The organism is Aliisedimentitalea sp. MJ-SS2 (assembly GCF_032586155.1).
Classification (GTDB): Bacteria; Pseudomonadota; Alphaproteobacteria; order Rhodobacterales; family Rhodobacteraceae; genus JAWHTC01.
This window is the reverse complement of the sequence record NZ_JAWHTC010000002.1, coordinates 1,147,143-1,169,912: the sequence shown is the minus strand read 5'-3', so window position 1 is coordinate 1,169,912 and position 22,770 is coordinate 1,147,143. Positions and strand designations below refer to the sequence as shown.

The 22,770-nt window shown below is 60.7% G+C and carries 21 protein-coding genes; 3 read left to right on the top strand and 18 right to left on the bottom strand.

Annotated elements, in window-relative coordinates; translation table 11 throughout:
• Positions 1–5: 5 nt before the first annotated feature.
• From RXV86_RS12260 to RXV86_RS12235, 6 genes are all read right to left on the bottom strand, one after another.
• A complete protein-coding gene (locus RXV86_RS12260) occupies positions 6–473 on the bottom strand; it encodes a hypothetical protein (RefSeq protein ID WP_316300068.1) in 468 nt (155 codons plus the stop codon).
• Positions 474–525: 52 nt separating this feature from the next.
• Positions 526–1,977, bottom strand: coding sequence for an aldehyde dehydrogenase family protein (locus tag RXV86_RS12255; RefSeq protein ID WP_316300066.1), 1,452 nt, complete (start codon positions 1,975–1,977; stop codon positions 526–528).
• 12 nt (positions 1,978–1,989) lie between these two features.
• On the bottom strand, positions 1,990–3,576 hold the full coding sequence (locus RXV86_RS12250; RefSeq protein WP_316300064.1) for a dipeptide ABC transporter ATP-binding protein: 1,587 nt from the start codon (positions 3,574–3,576) through the stop codon (positions 1,990–1,992).
• Entirely contained in the window at positions 3,573–4,427 is an 855-nt protein-coding gene (locus RXV86_RS12245; RefSeq protein ID WP_316300061.1) for an ABC transporter permease, read from the bottom strand. The genes RXV86_RS12250 and RXV86_RS12245 overlap by 4 nt, the downstream gene beginning before the upstream one ends.
• The gene (locus RXV86_RS12240; protein WP_316300058.1) at positions 4,424–5,371 is read right to left on the bottom strand and encodes an ABC transporter permease; all 948 of its coding nucleotides are present in this window, start codon (positions 5,369–5,371) and stop codon (positions 4,424–4,426) included. The genes RXV86_RS12245 and RXV86_RS12240 overlap by 4 nt, the downstream gene beginning before the upstream one ends.
• A 157-nt stretch (positions 5,372–5,528) precedes the next feature.
• Entirely contained in the window at positions 5,529–6,995 is a 1,467-nt protein-coding gene (locus RXV86_RS12235) for an ABC transporter substrate-binding protein (protein WP_316300271.1), read from the bottom strand.
• Between the two features lie 179 nt (positions 6,996–7,174).
• Here RXV86_RS12235 and panB point away from each other — a divergent pair, with 179 nt between their 5' ends.
• Together panB and panC are read left to right on the top strand one after the other, a co-directional pair.
• A complete protein-coding gene (gene panB, locus RXV86_RS12230) occupies positions 7,175–8,002 on the top strand; it encodes a 3-methyl-2-oxobutanoate hydroxymethyltransferase (protein ID WP_316300055.1) in 828 nt (275 codons plus the stop codon).
• The gene (gene panC / locus RXV86_RS12225) at positions 7,999–8,850 is read left to right on the top strand and encodes a pantoate--beta-alanine ligase (RefSeq protein WP_316300053.1); all 852 of its coding nucleotides are present in this window, start codon (positions 7,999–8,001) and stop codon (positions 8,848–8,850) included. The genes panB and panC overlap by 4 nt, the downstream gene beginning before the upstream one ends.
• Positions 8,851–9,088: 238 nt before the next feature.
• On the opposite strand, the gene RXV86_RS12220 is transcribed toward panC, so the two are convergent.
• The 12 genes from RXV86_RS12220 to RXV86_RS12165 form a co-directional block, all read right to left on the bottom strand.
• Positions 9,089–10,366 carry an acetylornithine deacetylase/succinyl-diaminopimelate desuccinylase family protein gene (locus RXV86_RS12220; protein ID WP_316300269.1) on the bottom strand — a complete coding sequence of 426 codons (1,278 nt, stop codon included), beginning with the start codon at positions 10,364–10,366 and terminating at the stop codon, positions 9,089–9,091.
• A gap of 75 nt (positions 10,367–10,441) precedes the next feature.
• On the bottom strand, positions 10,442–11,143 hold the full coding sequence (locus tag RXV86_RS12215; protein ID WP_316300051.1) for an HAD-IA family hydrolase: 702 nt from the start codon (positions 11,141–11,143) through the stop codon (positions 10,442–10,444).
• Positions 11,140–11,802 (bottom strand): phosphoglycolate phosphatase, encoded by a 663-nt coding sequence (gene gph, locus RXV86_RS12210; RefSeq protein WP_316300050.1) that lies wholly within the window; start codon positions 11,800–11,802, stop codon positions 11,140–11,142. The genes RXV86_RS12215 and gph overlap by 4 nt, the downstream gene beginning before the upstream one ends.
• Positions 11,799–12,344 (bottom strand): thioredoxin family protein, encoded by a 546-nt coding sequence (locus RXV86_RS12205; protein WP_316300048.1) that lies wholly within the window; start codon positions 12,342–12,344, stop codon positions 11,799–11,801. The genes gph and RXV86_RS12205 overlap by 4 nt, the downstream gene beginning before the upstream one ends.
• Positions 12,345–12,349: 5 nt before the next feature.
• A complete protein-coding gene (locus RXV86_RS12200; RefSeq protein ID WP_316300046.1) occupies positions 12,350–13,489 on the bottom strand; it encodes an alanine--glyoxylate aminotransferase family protein in 1,140 nt (379 codons plus the stop codon).
• Positions 13,490–13,523: 34 nt separating this feature from the next.
• On the bottom strand, positions 13,524–14,222 hold the full coding sequence (rpe, locus tag RXV86_RS12195) for a ribulose-phosphate 3-epimerase (protein WP_316300043.1): 699 nt from the start codon (positions 14,220–14,222) through the stop codon (positions 13,524–13,526).
• A 47-nt stretch (positions 14,223–14,269) separates the two neighbouring features.
• A complete protein-coding gene (gene fba, locus RXV86_RS12190; RefSeq protein ID WP_316300042.1) occupies positions 14,270–15,325 on the bottom strand; it encodes a class II fructose-bisphosphate aldolase in 1,056 nt (351 codons plus the stop codon).
• Between the two features lie 14 nt (positions 15,326–15,339).
• Complete coding sequence (gene pgk, locus RXV86_RS12185; RefSeq protein ID WP_316300040.1) at positions 15,340–16,545, bottom strand: phosphoglycerate kinase; 1,206 nt, start codon at positions 16,543–16,545, stop codon at positions 15,340–15,342.
• Positions 16,546–17,544 (bottom strand): type I glyceraldehyde-3-phosphate dehydrogenase, encoded by a 999-nt coding sequence (gene gap, locus RXV86_RS12180; RefSeq protein ID WP_316300037.1) that lies wholly within the window; start codon positions 17,542–17,544, stop codon positions 16,546–16,548.
• A gap of 97 nt (positions 17,545–17,641) precedes the next feature.
• A complete protein-coding gene (gene tkt / locus RXV86_RS12175) occupies positions 17,642–19,633 on the bottom strand; it encodes a transketolase (RefSeq protein ID WP_316300035.1) in 1,992 nt (663 codons plus the stop codon).
• A 37-nt stretch (positions 19,634–19,670) separates the two neighbouring features.
• On the bottom strand, positions 19,671–20,543 hold the full coding sequence (locus RXV86_RS12170; protein WP_316300033.1) for a phosphoribulokinase: 873 nt from the start codon (positions 20,541–20,543) through the stop codon (positions 19,671–19,673).
• A 128-nt stretch (positions 20,544–20,671) separates the two neighbouring features.
• Positions 20,672–21,679, bottom strand: a complete 1,008-nt coding sequence (locus RXV86_RS12165) for a class 1 fructose-bisphosphatase (protein WP_316300031.1) — start codon at positions 21,677–21,679, stop codon at positions 20,672–20,674.
• Between the two features lie 108 nt (positions 21,680–21,787).
• On the opposite strand from RXV86_RS12165, the gene cbbR reads away from it, so the two are divergent.
• Positions 21,788–22,711, top strand: coding sequence for a LysR family regulator CbbR (gene cbbR, locus RXV86_RS12160; protein WP_316300028.1), 924 nt, complete (start codon positions 21,788–21,790; stop codon positions 22,709–22,711).
• The last annotated feature ends 59 nt before the right edge of the window (positions 22,712–22,770 follow it).

Here is a 22,770-nt window from a genome sequence, read left to right as displayed (position 1 = left end):
GCTTGTCATTGCGCGCCCGCAGGCGCGTTTCGTCTTTTCCAATCGCGCATCAGCTCGTGCGCCACACGCTGCCTCTCTGCTTTCCATCCATCTCCTGCCACGTCATGGCCTGCGCCATATCGCGGATCATCGGACGCGGTCACAATCACCGGTTTTGCCCCAAACTGATCGGCCGTCAGGTCGATGATGCAATCTGGCGCCTTCACCCGCACCCATCCATGCCCGCGCCAACCCTGCTCGGTCAGAAACCCGCAATCACATTCCACCGGCGAGCCAAACACCGTCTCGGCCTCGTACCCCTGTGCCCGCAACAGGTCACACAGGAATGCCGACGAGCGCCCACAAGTCCCCTCGGACAAGGTCCGGCGCCCCTCCGGCGACCCGGCCTTGCGATGCCACGCGGCCCAATGCGGTTCCAGGAAATCCCGCACCTCCTGCGCCAATTTCTGCAGCTCGGCCACCCGCACTGTCATTCCGTCCTGCCTATTAAACTCTTCTCAATCCTTTTGCGGCACTCTGCCATCATCACCCGTGATAGGCCGCCACGGTCTTCAACACGGTAAACCCATACAGCGCTTCGAACCCCTTCTCGCGCCCATGCCCGGATTTGCCCATGCCGCCAAAGGGCAGTTCCACACCGCCGCCGGCGCCGTAATTGTTGATGAAGATCTGCCCGGCGCGGATCGCCTTGGCCAGCCGCATCTGCCGTGCGCCGCTATCGCTCCAAACGCTGGCGACAAGCCCGTAATCGGTGCCATTGGCGATCGCTACCGCCTCGTCTTCGTCATCAAACGGAATGGCAACCTGAACGGGCCCAAAGATTTCATCGCGCGCCAACGCGTGATCCCCGGCCACGCCACTGAACAGCGTCGGCACCACGAAATTCCCGCCCTCAGGCGCATCAATCAATTGGCCCGTCCCCGCGGTTTCAAGGTCTGCCCCCTGCCCCAGGAAATCAGAAACAATCCCTTTCTGCTTGGCCGAGATCAACGGCCCAACGTCAAGGTCATCCATCGCTGGCCCCACCCGCAGCGCCGCGTATCGTTCGGCCATCCGGCTCACTACCTCGTCATAAACCCCCCGCTGCACCAGAATGCGCGAGGACGCAGAACAGGTCTGCCCCGCATTCTGAATCCCGGCATTCACCAGGAACGGCAGCGCGGCATCAATGTCGGCATCGTCAAACACCACCTGCGGGCTTTTCCCGCCCAGCTCCAGCGTCACCGGCACCACATTCCTGGCTGCCGCCGCCTGGATCATCGCTCCCGTTGCCACTGACCCGGTAAAGCTCACATGGTCGATCCCGTCGTGCCCCGAAAGCGCCGCCCCGGCCTCGCTCCCCAACCCCGACACCACGTTCAACACCCCGTCCGGCAGTCCGGCGGCCTTGGCCAGATCGGCAAAGGCAAGCGCCGTCAGACATGCATCCTCGGCCGGTTTCAAAACGCACGCATTCCCCGCCGCCAGCGCGGCGCCAACGGACCGGCCAATGATCTGCATCGGGTAGTTCCACGGCACGATATGCGCCGTCACCCCATGTGGTTCCCGCAACGTGTAAACGGTGTAACCATCCAGATAGGGAATAGTCTCACCCAGAAGCTTATCCGCCGCCCCGCCATAGAATTCCATGTAGCGCGCCAATGCCACCGCATCCGCCCGCGCCTGTTTCAATGGCTTGCCAACATCAAGCGCCTCGATCCGCGCCAGCGCCTCGACCTTCTCTTCCACCAGCGCCTTCAGGCGCATCAGGATACGCCCCCGTTCAACCGCCGGGGTCCGCGACCAACCGCCATCATAGGCCTTGCGCGCGGCCTCCACAGCGGCATCAACATCCGCCTGCCCCCCACGGGCGATCTCGCCGATCTGCCCGCCCGTCGACGGGTTGATCAGCGGCAAAGTCTGCCCGCCCGCCGGGGCAACCCATTCGCCAGCAATCAGGCATTTCGACGGGTCAAACCACAGGTCTTCAAGGCTCATCTTCTTTCTCCCTCACGCCACATCCAGATCGGGCAACACTGGCGCTGCCGCGATAAGTTGCTTGGTATAGTCATGCTGCGGGGCTTCAAACACACGGCGTGTCTTGCCCTCTTCCACGATCTCACCGGCCTGCATTACCAGCACCCGGTCCGTCACGTTCCGTACCACGCTCAGATCATGTGAAATGAACAGATAGGACAACCCGTATTCGCTTTGCAGATCGGCCAACAGGTCAAGGATCTGCGCCCGGATACTCACGTCCAATGCACTTACCGCCTCGTCCAACACCACAAGTTCAGGTTTCAGGATCAACGCTCGCGCAATTGCGATTCTCTGCCTTTGCCCTCCGGAAAACTCATGGATGTAGCGGTTCATCGCTTCTGCACCGATGCCCACATCTTCCAGCACGCGGGCCACCTGATCGTGCCAATCTTCCGGGCGCGAATTCAACAGATGAAACGGCTCCGCCACCAGCGGCGCAACCTTCCAGCGCGGATTGAAGCTGCTATAGGGGTCCTGGAACACCACCTGCATCCGGCGACGCACATCGCGGTTCGGCCGATGCCCGGTATAGACTGGCTCTCCATCCAGCAGGATTTCTCCTGCCTGCAATTCCTCCAGCCCTAGAATCGCCCGTGTCAGGGTTGATTTCCCACAGCCCGATTCGCCCACAAGACCCAGGCTCTCGCCCCGCTCAATGGATAAGTTCACGCCCTTTACAGCGCGAAAATACTCCTGCGGCGCAAACAGTTTCGTGCGCGGTAACGGGTAATCCCGGACCGCCCCGCGCACCTGTAGCAGTGCCGTGGATGTCTCCGTTTCCTGCCGAACCGGCTGGTGCCCCGAAGCCTCGAACAGAGCGCGTGTATAGGGGTGCTTCATCTCGGTAAAAACCCGCTGCGTCGGCCCGGCCTCGACCACTTCGCCATGACGCATGATAACGATCTCGTCGGCCATGTCCGCCACCACCGCAAGGTCATGGGTGATCAGCATGCAGCCCATGCCATCCTCTTGCACCAACCGCTTGATCAGCCGCAATACCTCGGCCTGCGTAGTCACGTCCAGCGCCGTCGTCGGCTCGTCTGCAATCAGCAACTTGGGCCGCAAGGCAATCGCCATGGCAATCACCACCCGCTGCCTCTGCCCGCCGCTCATCTCGTGCGGATAGCGGCTCAGCGGAAACTTTTCCTCGGGCAGTTCGCAGCGGTTCAGGGCCTCACGCGCCCGCTCCATCGCTTCGCGTTTGGTCACGGATTCATGGATCAGGATTGTCTCCGCCACCTGGTCACCGATGGTTTTGATCGGGTTCAGTGCCGTCATCGGTTCCTGAAACACCATACCAACTTCGTTGCCACGCAACCGGCACAGGGCGCGTTCCTCCAGCCCCAGCATGTCATGCCCGTTCAGCTCGACACGCCCCCGGCACATCGACCCCTCCGGCAATAATTGCATAACTGCCAGAGCAGTCATCGACTTGCCCGATCCACTTTCGCCAATCACACCGGCGATCTGTCCTGGTTCAACGCTCAGGTTGACCCCTTTCAGAATTGGCGTGCCATGGATATCCAGATCCAGCCCCTCGATGGTCAGCAGGGTCATCGCGCCACCCTCCTGATCCGCGGATCGAACAGGTCACGCAGCCCGTCGCCCATCAGGTTCAAGCCCAGCACCGTCAGCAGGATCGCCAGGCCGGGAAACAGCGCCATATGCGGCGCAAAAGATATCATCGTCTGGCTGTCAGCCAGCATCCTCCCCCAGCTTGGGGTCGGCGGCTGCGCTCCAAGGCCAACATAGGACAGACCCGCCTCGGCCAGGATCCCCAGCGAGAACTGAATCGTCCCCTGCACGATCAACAGGTTCATCACGTTGGGCAGGATATGCTCGAACGATATTCGTGCAGCCCCCTTGCCCGACACACGCGCCGCCAGCACATAATCCCTGGTCCACAGGCTCAGCGCAGCGCCGCGCACCAACCGGGCAAAAACCGGAATGTTGAAAATGCCGATGGCAATGATCGCATTCAACGCGCTCGCCCCGAACACCGCCGTAATCATGATTGCGATCAGCAAGCTTGGGAACGCAAAGACAAGGTCATTGCCCCGCATGATCACCTCATCCAACAGCGATCCTTTTTTCGCCGCCGCCGCCAGTCCCAGCGGCACGCCCAACCCCATACCGATCCCCACGGCCACCAGCGCCACGGCAATCGAAGTCCGCGCCCCCACCATGATCATGCTCAGAATATCGCGCCCGAAATGATCGGTACCCAGCGGATGCGCCAAACTGGGCGTCTTGATCTTGTTGGCGATATCGAGCTGGGTGATGTCGTAAGGCACCCACAGAAACGAAATCAACGCCGCTCCAGCAAACACCAGCGTCAAAACCGCCCCAAACACCAAGTTGCGATTGCGCAGCGCCGCCCGGCCCAGGTTTTCCTCGGCCACGCTCATGTTCTTGTCCTCAACCGCGGATCAACCACCGCATAGGCAATGTCGACAGCGAAATTCACAATCACCACGGCGAAAACCAAAAGCATGACGACGGACTCGACCACGATCAGGTCCCGTGCGCTGATGGATTGGAACACCAGGCGCCCCAGCCCCGGCAGGAAGAACACGTTCTCGATGATGATTGCTCCGGCCAGCAGGAAGGAAAACTGCAACCCGATGATGGTTAGCACCGGAATAAGCGCATTCCTCAACGCATGCCGCCACAACGCCTGGCGCTTCGACAATCCCTTGGCCCTTGCCGTGCGCACGAAATCCTCGCCCAGCGTATCCAACAGAGACGACCGCATCACCCGCGCCAGGATGCTCGCCTGCGGCAGGGCCAGCGCTATTGCCGGCAGGGTCAGGCTCTTCATCGCCGCAAAGAACCCCGCATCCCACCCGGCAAACCCCCCGGCATTAAACCAGCGCAGATTGATGGCAAAGACCAGAACCATCAGCATCGCGAACCAGAAATTCGGGATCGCCACACCCAGCTGCGTGATCCCCATGACACTGACATCCGCCACCGACCCGCGTTTGCTCGCTGCCCAGATCCCCGCCGGAAAGGCGATCACGGTCGACAACGTCAACGCATAAAGCGCCAGCGGCAACGAAATCCACAACCGCTCACCGATCATCTCGGCCACCGGCGTTCTGTAAGTATACGAGGTTCCGAAATCCCCGCGCAGCAACCCCCCGGCCCAGCTCAGGTAACGTTCCACAAGGGTCCCATTCAGCCCCAGCTGATCACGCAGCGCATTCAGCGTCTCCTCGGTGGCGTTGATCCCCAGCATATAGGCCGCCGTGTCGCCCGGCACGACCTCGACCATGGCAAAAATCACCACGCTGGCCACGATCAGCGACAGCACCAAGGACAAAAGGCGCTTCACCGCATATCTCAGCATTGTGCGCCCCTGCTCTTCCTCTTGCTACAAATATCCCCGCCGGAGGCTTCCACGCGTACCACGAACATGTTCAATCGCAATGAAACACAAGGCCCCGCGGGGTACGTGGGGTGGGTGGGAGGGAACGTACACCGGGGGGTCGTTCCCTCCACGATCATCACTCGGCCCAGTAAACGCCGGTCAGGTCTGTCGCCTGGGTCGGCGCGTCTTTCCACATTCCGGTCACGCCGGCCTTGGCCACGGTCGGCGTTGCCAGCTGGAACAGGTAACCGTTGACGTAATCCTCGGAAATCGTCCGCTGCATCTTGGCCAGAAGATCCGAACGCATCGCCGGATCGGCTTCGACACTCAGCTTGGCATTCATCTCCTGGAAGGCCGGGTTGTCATACTGGAAGTAGTAATCAGGCCGCGCGTAGATGCCGATATCGAACGGCTCGGTATGGCTGACGATGGTCAAACCATAATCCTTGCCCTTGAACACCTGCTCTAGCCATTGCGCCCATTCCAGGTTGGAGATTTCAGCCTCGATCCCCACGGCCCGCAATTGCGCCGCAATGATCTCACCGCCGCGCCGCGCGTAAGAGGGCGGCGGCAGTTTCAGCGTGGTCTTGAACCCGTCGGCAAAGCCGGCCTCGGCCAATAGCGCCTTAGCCATTTCCGGATCATAGGCCGAGTTACCGGTCAGATCGACATAATCCGGGTTGTGCGGCGCAAAGTGCGTACCAATCGGCGTGCCCAGCCCGAACATTGCTCCATCAATGATCGCCTGCCGGTCAATCGCATGGGCAATCGCCTTGCGCACCTTGACGTTATCCAGCGGTGCCATCTTGTTGTTGGTCGACAGGATTGTTTCACCCTCGGTATTGCCGACAATCACCTGGAAGCGCGGATCAGCTTCAAATTGCGGCAGGTTTTCAGGTGCCGGGAAGCCAGTAAACACGTCCACGTCTTCGGCCATCACCGCGGCAAAGGCCGCCGTCGGGTCGGAAATGAACTTGAATGTCACCTTGTCCAGCTTTGCCGCCTCACCCCAATAGGCACCGTTCTTTTCGAGCGTGATGTTATCGCCCTGCACCCAATTGGTGAACTTGAACGCGCCGGTGCCCACCGGCATCTGCTTTATGTTCTCGATGCTCTCGGGGGCCACGATCACCGCATCGCCCCAGGCCATGTTGAACAGGAAGCTGCCATTGGGTTCGGACAATGTCACCTTCACTGTCGCTGCATCCACCACGTCCACACTGGCAATCGCACCAAACAACGCTTTCTGCGCATTGGCGCTGTCTTCGGCGCGGGCGCGGTCGAGGCTGAATTTCACGTCCTCGGCGTCCATGGCGGTGCCGTCATGGAACATCACCCCTTCATTCAGATGAAAGGTATAGCTCAGCCCGTCCTCGGAAATGTCCCAGCTTTTCGCCAGCCCGGGGTTGACGCTGCCGTCCGGGCCAAACCGGGTCAGCCCTTCGAAGACATTGGAGTACAACACACTATCAATCGCCCCGGCAGCTGCGCTTGTTGGATCCAGATGCGGTGGTTCAAGCTGCATCGCAACGGTGATGTCGTTCTTGGCCATGGCCGCTCCGGCAACCAGCATCGCCAGAACGCTTGCGGACGTAATCTGCATGAACTTCATGGATATTCTCCCTCTGTCTCCTTGGGGTGCAGCGTGGGCGGCACCGTGTCACGTAATCGAGTGTCACCGCGAATCGGCGCGGGTTCAAGGGCTTAGGCGCCGCAGACAACTGGATTCGCGCGACGTCTTTTGATATGCCGCGCTGCAACGCAGCGAACCAAGGACGATTCATGAGCGCTACGGCCCGAAAATCCGCCCCCCTGCCCGACGACATAATGGCGATGAAAGGCGGCACACCCATCGTGTCGCTGACCGCCTATACCACGCCCATGGCCGCGGCCATGGATGCCCATTGTGACTTTGTTCTGGTTGGGGACAGTGTCGGCATGGTTCTGCACGGGCTGCCCTCGACCCTGGGGGTGACGATGGAGATGATGATCCTGCACGGGCAGGCCGTGGCGCGCGGGCTCTCCACCGCGATGATGGTCGTCGACATGCCGTTCGGCAGCTACGAGGAAAGCCCCGAACAGGCATTTCGCAACGCCGCCCGGATCATGGCCGAAACGGGCGCCGCCGCCGTCAAACTGGAAGGCGGGGTTCACATGGCTGAAACCACCGCTTTCCTGGCCGCGCGCGGCATTCCGGTGATGGCCCATATCGGCCTCACGCCACAGTCGATCAACACACTTGGCGGTTACAAGGTCCAGGGGCGTGACGCCGCGGCCGAGCAGGTGATGCGCGACGCCTCGGCCGTCTCCGACGCCGGGGCTTTTGCGGTGGTGCTGGAAAAGGTCCCCGCCGCTCTGGCGGACAGGATCACCGAAACCGTTGCCACCCCGACCATCGGCATCGGCGCATCCGCTGGCTGTGATGGCCAGATCCTCGTGGTCGACGACATGCTGGGCCTGTTTACCGCGTTCAAACCGAAATTTGTCAAACGCTACGCAACGCTGGGCGATGACATCGATAAAGCTATCGCATCCTACGCCGACGAGGTGCGCAGCCGCGCCTTCCCAGCCCCCGAACACATCTTTGCTGAAAAGGCCCCGTCCAAATGACCGCCCCCATCATCCGCTCGCTTCCCGAACTGCGTGAACTGACCCGTGCGTGGCACCGCGCGGGCGAAATGATCGGCGTGGTCCCCACCATGGGTGCACTGCATCAGGGGCACCTGTCGCTGGCGCGCATTGCCCGCGCGGAATGCGACCGGGTGATCACCACGATCTTCGTCAATCCGAAACAGTTCAACAACCCGGACGACCTCAAGAACTATCCGCGCACCGAGCATGAGGACGCCCGGAAACTGGCCCCGATCGGGGTGGACGTGATCTACGTGCCCGATGGTGACACCATGTACCCCGGCGGTTTTGCCACAAATGTCTCGGTCGAGGGGTTGACCGATTGTCTCTGCGGAGCCCACCGCCCGGGCCATTTCGACGGGGTGGCGACAGTGGTGTCCAAGCTGTTTTTGCAGACCAGCGCCGACAAGGCCTATTTCGGCAACAAGGATTACCAGCAATTGCAGGTCGTCCGCCGCATGGCATGCGACCTCGACATACCGGTCGAGGTCATCGGCTGCCCCACCATCCGCGAAGAGGACGGGCTGGCCATGTCATCGCGCAACCTGCTTCTGTCGGACCGCGCCCGTATCTTCGCGCCGCACCTCAACGAGGTGATGGAGGCAATCGCCACCGCGTTCGCAGAGGGAAAGGCAATGTCCGACCTGTCAGGCCCGGCGATTGCCAAGCTGGAACAAGCGGGTTTCACCGAGGTCGAATACCTTGAACTTCGCGCCGCCGATGGCCTCGGCCTGCTCGACACCCCCTCCGAACACGCCCGCCTCTTTGCCGCCGCCTGGCTGGCCGGCGTGCGCCTGATCGACAATATCGACATTCCTGCAAGGTAGCGCTCCCGCCCGGCCTGCGGCGATCAGAGATCGCCTTGGCCCGTTGGGCCCGGCCTCGCTTCGCTCGGAAACCGCTGCACGCACCGTTTGCGCAATCAATCGCCGCCAGAGTGTGTGGGGCGGCCAAGGGATGAGCACTTGGACCAAGAAAGAGGGTCATGCCCGCTTCTCTTTTTTTGGCTCAAATACTCAATTCCACCCTCCCCACAGGCACGGCGGTCGAAAACTGTGTGCACGGCTATCCCAACAGGTCCAGCAGGCTCCGCCCCATCACCTGGGCACTTTCCACCATGTCGTCGATGCCAACATATTCGTCCGGCTTGTGCGCCAGATCCAAAATCCCCGGCCCATAGGCAATGCAGTTCTTTAGCTTGCCGATCCGGTCGATATGTTTTTGATCGTAGGTACCGGGGCTGACCACGTAATCGGGATCTTTGCCCATCACATCACCAATCGCGCGCGCCACCGACTGCACCACCGGCGCCGATTTCTCGGTCATCGACGGCAGCACCCGCTGGATTTCCCGCACGTCGTAGCGGAAGTTCTCGCGCTGCTCTTCGACGCTTTTCAACACATTGAAAATCTCTTCCTGCACCTCGTCGATATCTTCCTCGATCAGAAAGCGACGGTCGATCACCATCCGGCAACTGTCGGGCACGCAGGGGCTGGGCAACCCGGTATAGTCCGGGTCCTGCTCGGCCTCGCCACCATGGATCGAATTGATGTTGAGCGTCGACTGTTTGGCCCCGTCCGGCACCACCGGCATGTCAGTGCGCTTCTGCGCCAGTGCCGGGAACAGGCTGTCCTCCATCTCGGCCACCACCGCCCCCATGTGGCGCACGGCGCAATCGCCAAGAAACGGCATCGAGCCATGGGCGATTTCGCCATGGGTTTCGATCTCGGCCCACCAGACGCCGCGATGGCCCAGGCAGATACGATCCTTGTTCAGGGGCTCGGGGATGATGACGTGCTGCACCCGTTCGGGGCTGAAAAACCCTTTTTCGGCCAGATAAGCCACCCCGCCAAACCCACCGGACTCTTCATCAGCCGTGCCGCTAATTTCAATCGCGCCCCGAAACTCTGGACAGGTGTCGATAAACGCCTCGGCCGCGATGATGCTGGCGGCCAATCCGCCCTTCATGTCGCAGGCACCTCGACCGTAGATCTTACCGTCGATCACCTCACCGGCGAACGGATCGGTGGTCCATCCACGGCCCACCTCGACCACGTCGATATGACTGTTGAAATGCACGCATTCGCCCGGCGCGTTGCCTTCCCGCCGCGCCACGATGTTCCAGCGTGGATATTTGTCGCTGTCCCCCGGCGCCCCTTCGGCCCGGATCAGCTCGGTATTGAACCCGTGCCGCACCAGCCGCCGGTCAAGAAAGTCGCAGATGTCGCGATAAAACTCTCCTGGCGGATTCAGCGTCGGAATTCGAATCAGTTCCTGGGTCAGCTCCACCAGGTCATCGCGCCGCGTGGCGATCTCGCTCATCAGCTTGTTGGCAATATCCATCGGCTTGGCTCCCATCATCACCCGGTGACGATGATGCCTGCACAGGCCAAAAGCGCAACCCCGTAGGGCGGGATTTCAACCCGCCATAGCGCGCCTCAGAACCTCGGGCAAATGACGTGCCTGAAGCGATGGCACAACCCAGTTTGCCGCGCTGAAATCATCCATGTCGGTATAGGCACTCGGCGTCACCAACACCTTCAGCCCCGTCGCCCGTGCCGACACCACCCCGTTGCGACTGTCCTCGAAGGCCAATCCAACATCGGGCGCAATCCCCAGCCGGTCCAGCGCCAGCTGGAACACATCCGGCGCCGGTTTCTTGTTCTGTACCTGGTCCCCTGCCGCGATCACCTCGAAAACCGCATCGGCGGGCTTGCCCCAGCAACATTGGCACAGCGCCTCAACATTCGGCAGGTTGGTCGTTGTTGCCACCGCCACCCGCAGCCCAGCCTGTTTCGCCGCTTCGATAAGCTCGGCTACGCCGGGGCGCAGCTCCAGCTCACCTCGGGCCAGGATGCCGGTATAGGCTTCGGTCTTTTCGGCGTGATAGCGGGCCACCTCGTTGTCGCTCAAGCGGCGCGCCGCTTTCGGCAATTCCTTCTGAAACGCCTTCACCCGTTCCTTGCCACCGGTGGTTTTGAGCAACCGGCGATAATCATCCTGCGACCAGTGCCAATCCAGCTCCCAGGCCACGAACGTCTCATTGAACGCCGTGCGATGTGCCTCTTCCGTCTCGGCCAACGTGCCGTCTACGTCGAAAATCAGCGCCTCAAGGCTCATGCTGTCACCGCGCGGAACGCATCCTCCGCGATCCCCGGCAGGGCTGCAAAATCATCGAACTTGGACAGATATGGCAGTTCCTCGACCGGCACCTTGCGATAACCTTCGGTAAACAGCGCGAAATCAATCCCGGCCCTGTCTGCCGTCGCCGCATCCACCTCGCTGTCGCCGACATAAAGCCGCTCGGTCGCGCCCAGATCATCAAAGCACTTCTGCAATGGTGCCGGATCGGGCTTCTTCACCGGCAAGCTGTCACCACCGATCACCACTTTGAAGAACTTCATCATGTCCAGCGCCTCGAGAATGTCGATCGCTGGCGCCACCGGCTTGTTGGTGCACACGCCCATGACGTAACCAGCCTCGGCAAATGCCTCCAACGCGGCCACCATGTTGGGATAGGGCACCGTCAGGTCGGAACTGGCCTGGTTGTAGAAATCCAGCGTCACCTGGGTCAGCTCGGCATGCCGTCCCTCGTTGATATTGCGTGTGCGCATCACCCGCTCAACCAGCTTGGGCAGCCCGTTGCCGATAAAGGATGTGATGGTCGCCAAGTCCAGAGGTTCCAGGTTCAGCGTCGCCAGCATCCGGTTGGCAGCCTGGTGAATATCCGGCGCGCTGTCGATCAGCGTCCCGTCGAGGTCAAATACAATAGCCTTCACGACGCATCCTTCCACTTGATCGAGCATCCCATCGAGGCAATCTGATCTTCCGGTCCCCTGCCAGTCTCAGCCACCAGCTTCATCCCTTCGAACAGGTCACGTTTTAGGTCCGCCGGGCCGCTTTCCTTGCGGCTGGCATCCAGACGGCCGCGATATTGCAACTCGCCCTTGGAATTGAAACCAAAGAAATCCGGCGTGCAGACCGCATCATAGGCCCGCGCCACCTCTTGGCTCTCGTCAAAGAGATAGGGAAAGGGATAGCCCTCTTCCTTCATCTTCTCGAAACTGTCCTGCGGATAGGCGACCACGTCATTCGACGAAATCGCCGCCACGCCGATACCAAACCGTTTCAGCTCTTCCGCATCACGGATGATCCGGTCCTTCACCGCCAGAACGTAAGGACAGTGGTTGCAGATGAACATGATCAACGTGCCGTTCAGCCCGGCGATGTCGGCAAAGGAATAGTCGTTGCCATCGACGCCTGGAAGATTGAAGCCCGGGGCCTTCCAGCCAAAATCACATACCGGGGGAATTGCTGCCATTGCTTTTACTCCGCAGCTTTCAGACCACGGCCCAGCACCACCGAGAGCGCTGACAAAAGCCGGTCCACGTTGTCTTCACGCGCCGTGTCACCCATCAGGCCAATCCGCCAGACCTGCCCGGCAAAGGGGCCAAGGCCGGCGCCGACCTCGATCCCGTGTTCGTTAAGCAAAGTGCCGCGCACCGTTGCATCATCCACCCCCTCGGGCACCCAAACCGAATTGAGCTGCGGCAGCCGGTGCGGCGCATCGACGACGAACTCCAGCCCCAACCCCTGCAGCCCCACGGCAAGCCTGCGGTGACACCGTGCATGCCGCTCCCACGCGGCCTCGAGGCCCTCTTCCTTCAAAAGGCGCAGGCCCTCATGCATACCATAAAGCGCGTTGACCGGCGCGGTATGGTGATAGGAGCGCGCCCCACCACCGCCCGACCAGTAGCCCAGCACCAGGTTCAGGTCGGTGAACCAGCTCTGGACCTTGGTCGTGCGCGCCTGCACCGCCTCAATCGCCCGTTGCGACACCGAAAACGGCGCCAGCCCCGGCGGAACCGACAGGCATTTCTGCGTCCCGGAATAGGTGATATCGACGCCCCAGTCATCAACCCGCACCGGCACACCGCCCAGACCCGTCACAGTGTCCATCAGCGTCAGGATGCCTGCCTCCTGCGCCATCTGGCACAACGCGGCGGCATCGGATTCGGCCCCGGTCGAGGTCTCAGCATGTACGAACCCCAACAACTTTGCTTCGGGGTGCGCCTTGATCGTCTCGGCCACCTTATCCAGGTCGATCGGCTTGCCCCAATCGGTTTCGACCAAAACACATTTCGCACCACAACGCTCAACGATATCCGCCATGCGCCCGCCAAAGACCCCGTTCTGGGCGATGATCGCCGTGTCACCGGGTTCCAACAGGTTGACCAACCCTGCCTCCATCGCCAACGACGCAGGCGCCGAGATCGGGAATGTGACCGGGTTTTCCGTCTGCATCGCATATCGCATGAGGTCCTTGACCTCTTCCATCATGCGCTGGAAATCCGGGTCCAGGTGGCCAATCGTCGGCTGCGCCGTCGCCGCCAAAACTGCAGCAGAAGTGTTAGAGGGGCCGGGGCCCATGAGCAGACGCTCGGGCGCTTTGAAGATGTCAGTCATGTTTTTCGTCCTGTTCGCCTTGGACGGCTTGGTTTCAGGCGGCTTTCAATGCGCCTTCTGCGGCTGCGCGGATCGCACGGATGTTTTCACCATATGGCCCGGGATTCTGGACCGAGCCACCGCGGAACACCGCCGAACCGGCGACGAAGCAATCTGCTCCTGCCGCCACCAGCGGCCCAACGGTAGCGGGGTCGACTCCACCATCCACCTGGATGTGAATTTCGCGATCGCCAATCATCTCGCGCACCTGGGCCACCTTGTCGACGGCCGAATGAATGAACTTCTGACCGCCAAAGCCGGGGTTCACGCTCATCACCAGCACCATGTCACACAGGTCCAGCAGATATTCGATGGCGCCGGCCGGCGTGCCCGGATTCAGCGCAATTCCCGCCTTGGCGCCGGTTCCCCGGATTGCCTGAAGCGTGCGGTGCGGATGCGGCCCGGCCTCGAAATGGGCCACGATCATGTCGGCCCCCGCCTCGGCATAGGCCTCGATATATGGATCCACCGGCGCGATCATCAGGTGTACGTCCATGAAAGTCTTCACATGCGGCCGAAATGCTTTCACTGCCGGCGGCCCGAAGGTGAGGTTCGGCACGAAATGCCCGTCCATCACGTCCACATGCACCCAGTCGGCGCCCTGCGCTTCGATGGCCTGAATTTCCTCTCCGAAATTCGCGAAATCCGCACTCAGGATGGATGGGGCAATCTTGATGGAACGGTCAAAGCTCATGTCGAACCTCCTTGTTTTCGTGGGGCGGGGTTCACCCCGCCATTTCCTTAGGGATCAAGCGACCCATCTGCGTACCGCTTGGCCATGTCATCCAGATCGATCGGCTTGAGCTTGCCTGCGTTGCCCGCCGTGCCGAACCGTTCAAACCGGTCAAGGCAAAGCTTTTCCATTTCTTCCATCGCTGGAATGGTGAACTTGCGCGGGTCGAACTGCGCTGGGCTTTCCTTGGCCACCTTGCGGAACTGACCGGTTATCGCCATGCGGTTGTCGGTGTCGATATTCACCTTTCGCACGCCCGACTTGATGCCGCGCTCGATCTCTTCAACCGGTACGCCATAGGTCTGGGCCATCTCGCCGCCATTGTCGTTGATCAGGTCCTGCAGGTACTGCGGAACCGACGACGAGCCATGCATCACAAGGTGCACATTGGGGATCTTGGCGTGGATCTTCTCGATCTGGGAAATCGCCAGCGTCTCGCCCGTGGGTTTCGAGCTGAACTTGTAAGCGCCGTGGCTTGTGCCACAGGCAATTGCCAGCGCGTCCACCTTGGTCAGTTTGACGAAATCAAGCGCCTCGTCCGGGTCGGTCAAAAGCTGATCTTCGCTCAGCTTTCCAACCGCGCCCGAGCCGTCTTCTTCCGCCGCTTCGCCGGTTTCCAACGAGCCCAGAACGCCCAGTTCCCCCTCAACAGACGCTCCAACCCAATGGGCCATGCGCGCAACGCGTTCGGTGATCGCAACGTTGTAATCCCAATCGGCGGGCGTCTTCATGTCCGCCTCCAAAGAGCCGTCCATCATCACCGACGTGAAACCGTGCTTGATCGCGCTCATGCAGGTCTGTTCGTTGTTGCCATGGTCCTGGTGCATGCAGATCGGAATATCCGGATACATCTCGGCCAGCGCCTGGATCATGTGTTTCAGCATGATGTCCCCGGCGTAGGACCGTGCGCCGCGGCTGGCTTGCATGATCACTGGCGCGTCGCACTTCGCGGCGGCGTTCATGATCGCCAGGCCCTGCTCCATGTTGTTGATGTTGAAGGCTGGCACGCCGTAATCGTTTTCAGCAGCGTGATCGAGCAATTGTCGAAGGGTAATAAGAGCCATTTTTCGCAGGTCCTCTAAGCAGCAATATCCGAACGCATCAGCGCGGCGATCCCGGGCAAGGTTTTACCCTCAAGCCATTCCAGAAACGCGCCACCCGCCGATGACACATAGGTAAAGTCATCCTTTACTCCGGCATGGATTAGCGCCGAAACCGTGTCGCCGCCACCGGCAACCGACACCGCACCGCCATTTCGGGTCAATTCCGCCGCCTTTTGCGCTAACATGTTGGTAGCCTTGTCAAATGGCGGGATTTCAAACGCACCCAGCGGCCCGTTCCACAGGATCGTCTTGGCCGTTGCAAGCGCATCCGAAAACGCCGTGACGGCCTGAGGTCCGGCATCCAGGATCATCTGGTCCTCGGGGCACATCGCGGCAGGAACCAGCGACATTGCCGTACCGGCTTTGAACTCGGCGCCACAGGCCACATCCTCGGGCAGGTAAAGCGTACAGTTATGCTCAGCCGCCAGCGCACGGATTTCCTTTACCGTGTCGATCTGGTCCGGCTCGTGCAGCGACGCCCCCATAGGTGCACCGTCGGCAAACAGGAAGGTGTTCGCCATACCGCCCCCAACAATCACACCGTCCAGCTTTTTCACCAGGTTCTTCAACACGGCAATCTTGGTCGACACCTTGGCTCCGCCCACGATGGCAATCGCCGGGCTTTCGGGCGCTTCCAGCGCGTTTTGCAGTGCGTTAATTTCCTCACTCATCAGCGGCCCGGCCACCGACGGCATCAGAGTCGCAACTGCCTCGGTACTGGCATGCGCCCGATGCGCACAGGAAAACGCATCATTGACATAAACATCGCCCAGCCGCGCAAACAGAGCGCCAAGGCCGCTGTCATTGGCCTCTTCGCGCGGATCGAACCGCACGTTCTCCATCAGGATCGCCTGACCATCCTGCAGCGCCGCAGCAGCCGCCTCGGCCTCAGGACCCGAAGACGTGGCGCAAAACGCCACATCCACAGCAAGCGCCTCGGCCAAGGTCGGGCGCAACTGATCCACGCTCATCTCGGCCACGACCTTGCCCTTGGGTCGGCCATAATGCGTCAGGATCACCAGCCGCGCACCTTTGGCCAGCAGCGGTTTCACCCCCTCGGCAAAGCGGGTGATCCGGGTCGCGTCGGTGACGCGGCCCTCGCTCATCGGGACATTCAGGTCGGCCCGCACCACAAGGCGCTTACCGCGGACATCCATTTCGGTAATTGCAGGAATTTCCATTTAAATCGTTCCCATATGCACGGCGTTATCTGCCATCCGGCAGCTAAAGCCCCATTCATTGTCATACCAGCCAAGAACGCGCACCAACCGGCCGCCCATCACCTTGGTCTGATCGGCTGCGAAGTTACAGCTATGGGTGTTGTGATTATAGTCCACCGAGACCTTTTTTTCGGTCTCATAGGACATGATCCCTTTCATCGCGCCATTGGCGGCGGCCTCAACTGCGGCGTTCACTTCTTCCGCCGTCACGTCCTTTGAGGCCATGAACGTCAGGTCCACCGCCGACACGTTCGGTGTCGGCACACGGATCGCGCTACCATCAAGCTTGCCATTCAGCTCCGGCAGCACCAATCCAATCGCTTTGGCCGCCCCGGTCGAGGTCGGGATCATGCTCATCGCCGCAGCCCGCGCGCGATAGAGGTCCTTGTGGCGGCGATCCAGCGTCGGCTGATCGCCTGTATAGGAATGGATCGTGGTCATGATGCCCGATTCAATGCCGATTGCATCGTTGATCGCCTTCGCCATCGGTGCCAGGCAATTGGTGGTGCACGACCCGTTCGACACGACCAGATCATCAGCCGTCAGGGTTTCCGAGTTCACACCATGCACGATGGTGACATCCGCGTTGGTGGCCGGTGCCGAGACCAGAACCTTTTTGGCGCCCTGGCGGATATGCACCTCGCTAGCCTCTTTCGAGTTGAACTTGCCCGAACATTCCAGAACCACGTCACACCCCGACCAGTCCAACTCTTCAGGGTTGTAGGTCGAGAACACCTTCATTGCACCCTGACCCACGTCCATCATGTCACCGTCGATCTTGATGTCGCCGGCAAAACGGCCATGGACGCTATCGTATTTCAGCAGATGTGCGATGTCGTTGATCGGCCCGGTGGCGTTCATTTTCACCACTTGGATGTCCTCGCGACCGCTTTCGATGATGCTCGACAGCGTGCAGCGCCCGATGCGGCCAAACCCGCTGATCCCAACTTTGACAGTCATGTCATTCCCTCTTCGTCTTCATTCTTCGCACCCCGGGCCCGGCCCTGGGTTTCGGTTCCTATCCTTGCCACCCCGGAGCCCTGCCCGGAGCATGGCGTTATCCCATCAAGCCGCGCGCGGCATCGGCCACGGCATCAGCGGTAATTCCGAAGTGTGCGTAAAGCTCGCCCGCCGGGGCCGACGCACCAAAACCAGTCATGCCGATGAACCGGTCCTTGTGGCGCAGCATCGCATCCCAGCCCTGCTGCACGGCGGCCTCGACGCCAACACGTGGGGCGGTGCCCAGCACGCTCATGCGGTAGCCGTCATCCTGGCGCGTAAACAGTTCGAAGCAGGGCGCCGACACAACGGCGACCTTCTTGCCCTCTGCCGTCAGCGCATCGGCTGCGGCCATAGCAATCTCAACTTCCGAGCCGGTGGCGATGATCGTCGCGTCGCGCTCACCCTCCACGTCACGTAGGACATAGGCGCCCTTGGCACTCTTGTTCGCGTCGTTATGGGTCGTCCGCACGCAAGGAAGCCCCTGACGTGACAACGCCAGAACCGACGGTGTAGTCTTGTCTGTCATGGCAATTTCCCAGGCCTCGGCCGTTTCCACCACGTCTGCCGGGCGGAACACCATCAGGTTGGGCATCGCACGCAAGGACGCGATATGCTCCACCGGTTGGTGGGTCGGGCCATCTTCGCCCAGACCGATCGAGTCATGCGTCATCACATAAACCACCGGCACACCCATCAGCGCGCTCAGGCGGATCGCGCCCCGACAGTAATCGGCAAAAGCCAGGAAGGTGCCGCCATAGGGCTTGAACCCGCCATGCAGCGCCATGCCGTTCATCACTGCGGCCATGGCAAACTCGCGAACGCCATAATGCATGTAGTCGCCGCCGTAATTGTCCTTTGACACGGGCGTCATCTGGCTGGTGCGGGTGTTGTTCGAGCCGGTCAGGTCCGCCGATCCTCCGACCGAATTGGGCAACGTGCCGTTGACGATTTCCAGCGCCATTTCGCTGGCCTTGCGGGTGGCAACCTTTGGGGCATCCGCCGACAACTGACGCCGGTACTCCGTCATTGCCGCGCTCAGTGCCGTCTCGTCCACGTCACCATGGCTGGCCTCAAAAGCCGCCTTCTGATTATGGGAGGTCAGGCGGTTCTCCCACGCAATACGAACCGCCTGACCACGCTTGGCAATTGCTTGCCATGCCTCGTAAACATCGCCCGGGATTTCGAACGGCGCATGGGTCCAGCCCAGCGCCTCCCGGGTCAATGCAATCTCTTCATCGCCCAGCGGTGCGCCGTGGGTCGCGCTGGTGCCCTGCTTGTTGGGCGCGCCGAACCCGATGATCGTCTTACAGGCAATCATCGACGGGCGCGGATCGGCTTTGGCCGCCGCTATGGCGGCCGCAATGGCTTCTTTGTCGTGCCCGTCCACCGCCTGCACATGCCAACCACTGGCTGCGAAACGGGCCTTCTGATCCGTGCTGGTCGACAGGTCTGCCTTGCCATCGATGGTGATGTTGTTGTCGTCCCACATCACGATCAACCGGCCCAGCCCCATGTGACCGGCCATGTCGATGGCCTCGTGGCTGATACCTTCCATCAGGCAGCCGTCACCGGCGATGACATAGGTGTAGTGATCAACCAGATCGTCGCCGAACCGTGCATTATCCATCCGCTCAGCCAGCGCCATGCCCACGGCGGTGGTGATCCCCTGACCCAGCGGCCCTGTGGTGACCTCGATGCCCTTGGCATGGCCAAATTCCGGGTGCCCCGCCGTGCGATATCCCATCTGGCGGAAGTTGCGGATCTGGTCCATGTCCATGTCGTCATAGCCCAGCAGGTGATTGATCGAATAGACCAGCATCGACCCATGCCCCGCGCTCATCACGAACCGATCGCGGTCTGACCAGGTGTCTGCGCTTGGGTCAATGTTCATGAACCGGTTGAACAGAACCGTCGCCACGTCCGCCATGCCCATCGGCGCTCCGGGGTGACCAGAATTGGCCGCCTGCACCGCGTCCATGCTCAGTGCGCGAATGGCATTTGCCATCATGTCTTCGGTGGTGGTCGAAATCTCTGCGTGGGTGTTCATCTCAGCTCTCCTTGCGGGAAATGGGAAAAAGGTTGGATCAGACGCGCTTGCTCTCGCTCACCAGACGGTGAACCATCGGCGTAAAGATCAGCTGCATCGCAAGGTCCATCTTGCCGCCTGGGATCACGATCGAATTCGCCCGGCTCATCCAGCTGCCGCCGATCATCGAGGTCAGATAGGGGAAATCGATACCGCGCGGATCCTTGAACCGGATCACCACCAGCGATTCATCCGCCGTCGGAATCCAGCGCGCGATGAAAGGATCGGAGGTGTCGACCACCGGCACCCGCTGAAAGTTCACATCGGTTTCGATAAATTGCGGGCAAATGCAATGCACATAGGCATGCATGCGGCGCAGGATCGTATCGGTCACCGCTTCGGTTGTGTAACCGCGCTGTGCCTTGTCGCGATGAATCTTCTGGATCCATTCAAGGTTGATGACCGGCACCACCCCGATTTTCAGGTCGGCGAATTTCGCCAGGTCCACATCATCGTTTTTTACCGCACCGTGCAGGCCTTCGTAAAACAACAGGTCCGATCCATCCGCAAAGCTGCCCCACTCGGTGAAGTTGCCCGGCGCCACACCGAACTTTTCGGCCTCTTCGTCGTCATGCACGTAATGCCGGGTCTCGCCACCGCCGGTTTCACCATAGGTGCGGAACACGTCCTCAAGTTTTTCCAGCTCGTTGGCGTCATAGGAAAAGTGGCTGAACGTGTCGTCACCGGCCTCGGTGCGCTTGGTCAGTTCGGCCTTCATCGCCGCCCGGTCATAGCGGTGAAACGCGTCACCTTCGATGGAAACGGCGTTGATTCCTTCACGACGAAAGATCTGGTCGAAAGTGCCTTTGACGGTCGAGGTGCCCGCACCTGACGAGCCCGTCACCGAGATGATGGGGTGTTTCTTGCTCATTTTCTCTTCCCTATAAGCGCTGGCGTCTTTCAGTCAGTATCTGCGAAATCGGCTCAGTACCCTCTCCTTTGAAGTGTTGCCCTGCGCGCCTTGCCTTGTGTCTCCTCCCACGCGGCAGACGCAGCTTCTTACCCGCGGAACAGCCCGCGTTGCCCAAAGAGCGCCGAAACCTCCTCGTCCGGCAGATCGTGATAGGTTGCCACCCGGTCGACTTTCTCGGACGACCCGAACACCAGAGGCGTGCGCGCATGCAGGCTTTCGGCTGTCTGGTCCAGGATCGGGTCGCAACCATCGGTCGCCTTGCCCGAAGCCTGCTCGACCAGGAACGCCATCGGCGCACATTCGTAAACCATGCGCAACCGGCCGCGCTCGTACCCCGGACGTGCGTCACCGGGATAAAGGAACACACCGCCGCGGGTCAGGATCCGGTGGGTTTCCGCCACCAGACTCGCCACCCAGCGCATGTTGTAGTTGCGATCCCGCGGACCGGTATCGCCGGCCAGGCAATCGTCGATATAGGCACGAACCGGCTTGGTCCAATGACGGTAGTTCGAGGCGTTGATCGCAAACTCCTTGGACGTGGCCGGAATTTCCATTCGATCGTTGGTCAGGATGTATTCACCACTGTCACGATCCAGAGTGTACATCTGGGTACCATCCCCGAAGGTCACGACCAGCGCAGTCGCCGGACCAAAAATGATATAGCCGCCAGCCAACTGTTCCCGCGCCTTGCGCAAGAAGCTTTCCTCGGCTCCATCATTTGCCTTGAAGATCGAGAAGATCGTCCCAATCGACACGTTCACGTCGATGTTCGAGGACCCATCCAACGGATCAATCGCCAGCGCGTAATCCCCCTCCGGGTTCAACTCGACCACGTCTTCCTGCTCTTCGCTGGCATAATAACGCACACCAGTGGATTTCAGTCGCTCGGCGAACATTTCGTCCGCCATGACGTCGAGTGCCTTTTGCTGGTCACCGTCGGTGTTTTCGCCAACACCCGCGCCCAGCGCCCCCGCCAACGCCCCCTTGGCAATGATATCGGCAACGCCAATGCCTACCTCGCAAAGCGCCTCGATGATCGGGGCAAGCTCGGCCGGCATGCGGTCTGTCTTTATGACCTGTCCTGTGGCTGTCATCTTCATCCCCTCCCGATTCTGGACTGGCAGCGTTCGTTGGGGTTGATATTCCAGAGTTGGAAGGTTTATAGAATTTAATAAAATAAAGCCCGGAGTAAAAATAATTTAATGGCCCGCCTGGAATCGATCACCTTGAAACAACTTCGCGCCTTGCGTGCGGTGGCTGAATTCGGGTCGATCACCGCCGCCGCCGAAATACTATCACTGACCCCTCCGGCGGTGCATACCCAATTGCGCACTCTGGAGCAGAATCTCGACTGCACTCTGCTGGACCGTTCGTCATCAGGTGGGGCGCAACTCACCAACGAGGGGCGCGCGGTACTGGATGCGAACATCACAATCGAGTCCGCACTTGAAATTTGTTCCAAGAAATTAAGAGCTTACAAGGAAGGACGCAGTGGCCTCGTAATGCTTGGCGTGGTTTCGACCGGCAAGTATTTTGCACCGCAACTCGTGGCTCAGTTGCGCACGGCATTTCCGGACATCGAGGTCTCGCTCAAGGTTTCCAACCGGGACGGCATAATCACCGCTCTGCAACAGCGCACGATCGAGCTGGCCATCATGGGCCGGCCGCCGCGCACCCCATCTGTCACATCCGAACCGATCGGCGAGCATCCGCACGTGATGATTGCCTCGCCCGATCACCCCCTGGCGGGGCAGCGTGGCATTGCGCCGCAGGCCCTTCTGGACCAGACATTCATCGCCCGCGAGCAGGGGTCGGGCACCCGTATTCTGATGACCCGCTATCTCGACCGGATCGGTGGCGGCACGCCCTACCGGCTGATCGAAATGGAATCAAACGAAACCATCAAACAGGCGGTGATCGCCAACCTTGGCGTCGCCATGATCTCGCAACACACGGTGACCGAGGAACTGCGCTCGGGGCGGCTGGTTGCCCTGGATGCTGATACCCTGCCGATCCGGAGACAATGGTACCTGCTGCACCGCGCCGATCTGGAGCTCTCACCGACCTTACAATCGGTCTTTGGCCACATCTCGGACCAGAAAGGAGCGTTCCTGCCGCAGGTTTGAGGGGTTGCGCCGCCAGACGGCGTCGCCTGGGGCCTCGCTTCGCTCGGCCCGCACGGCAT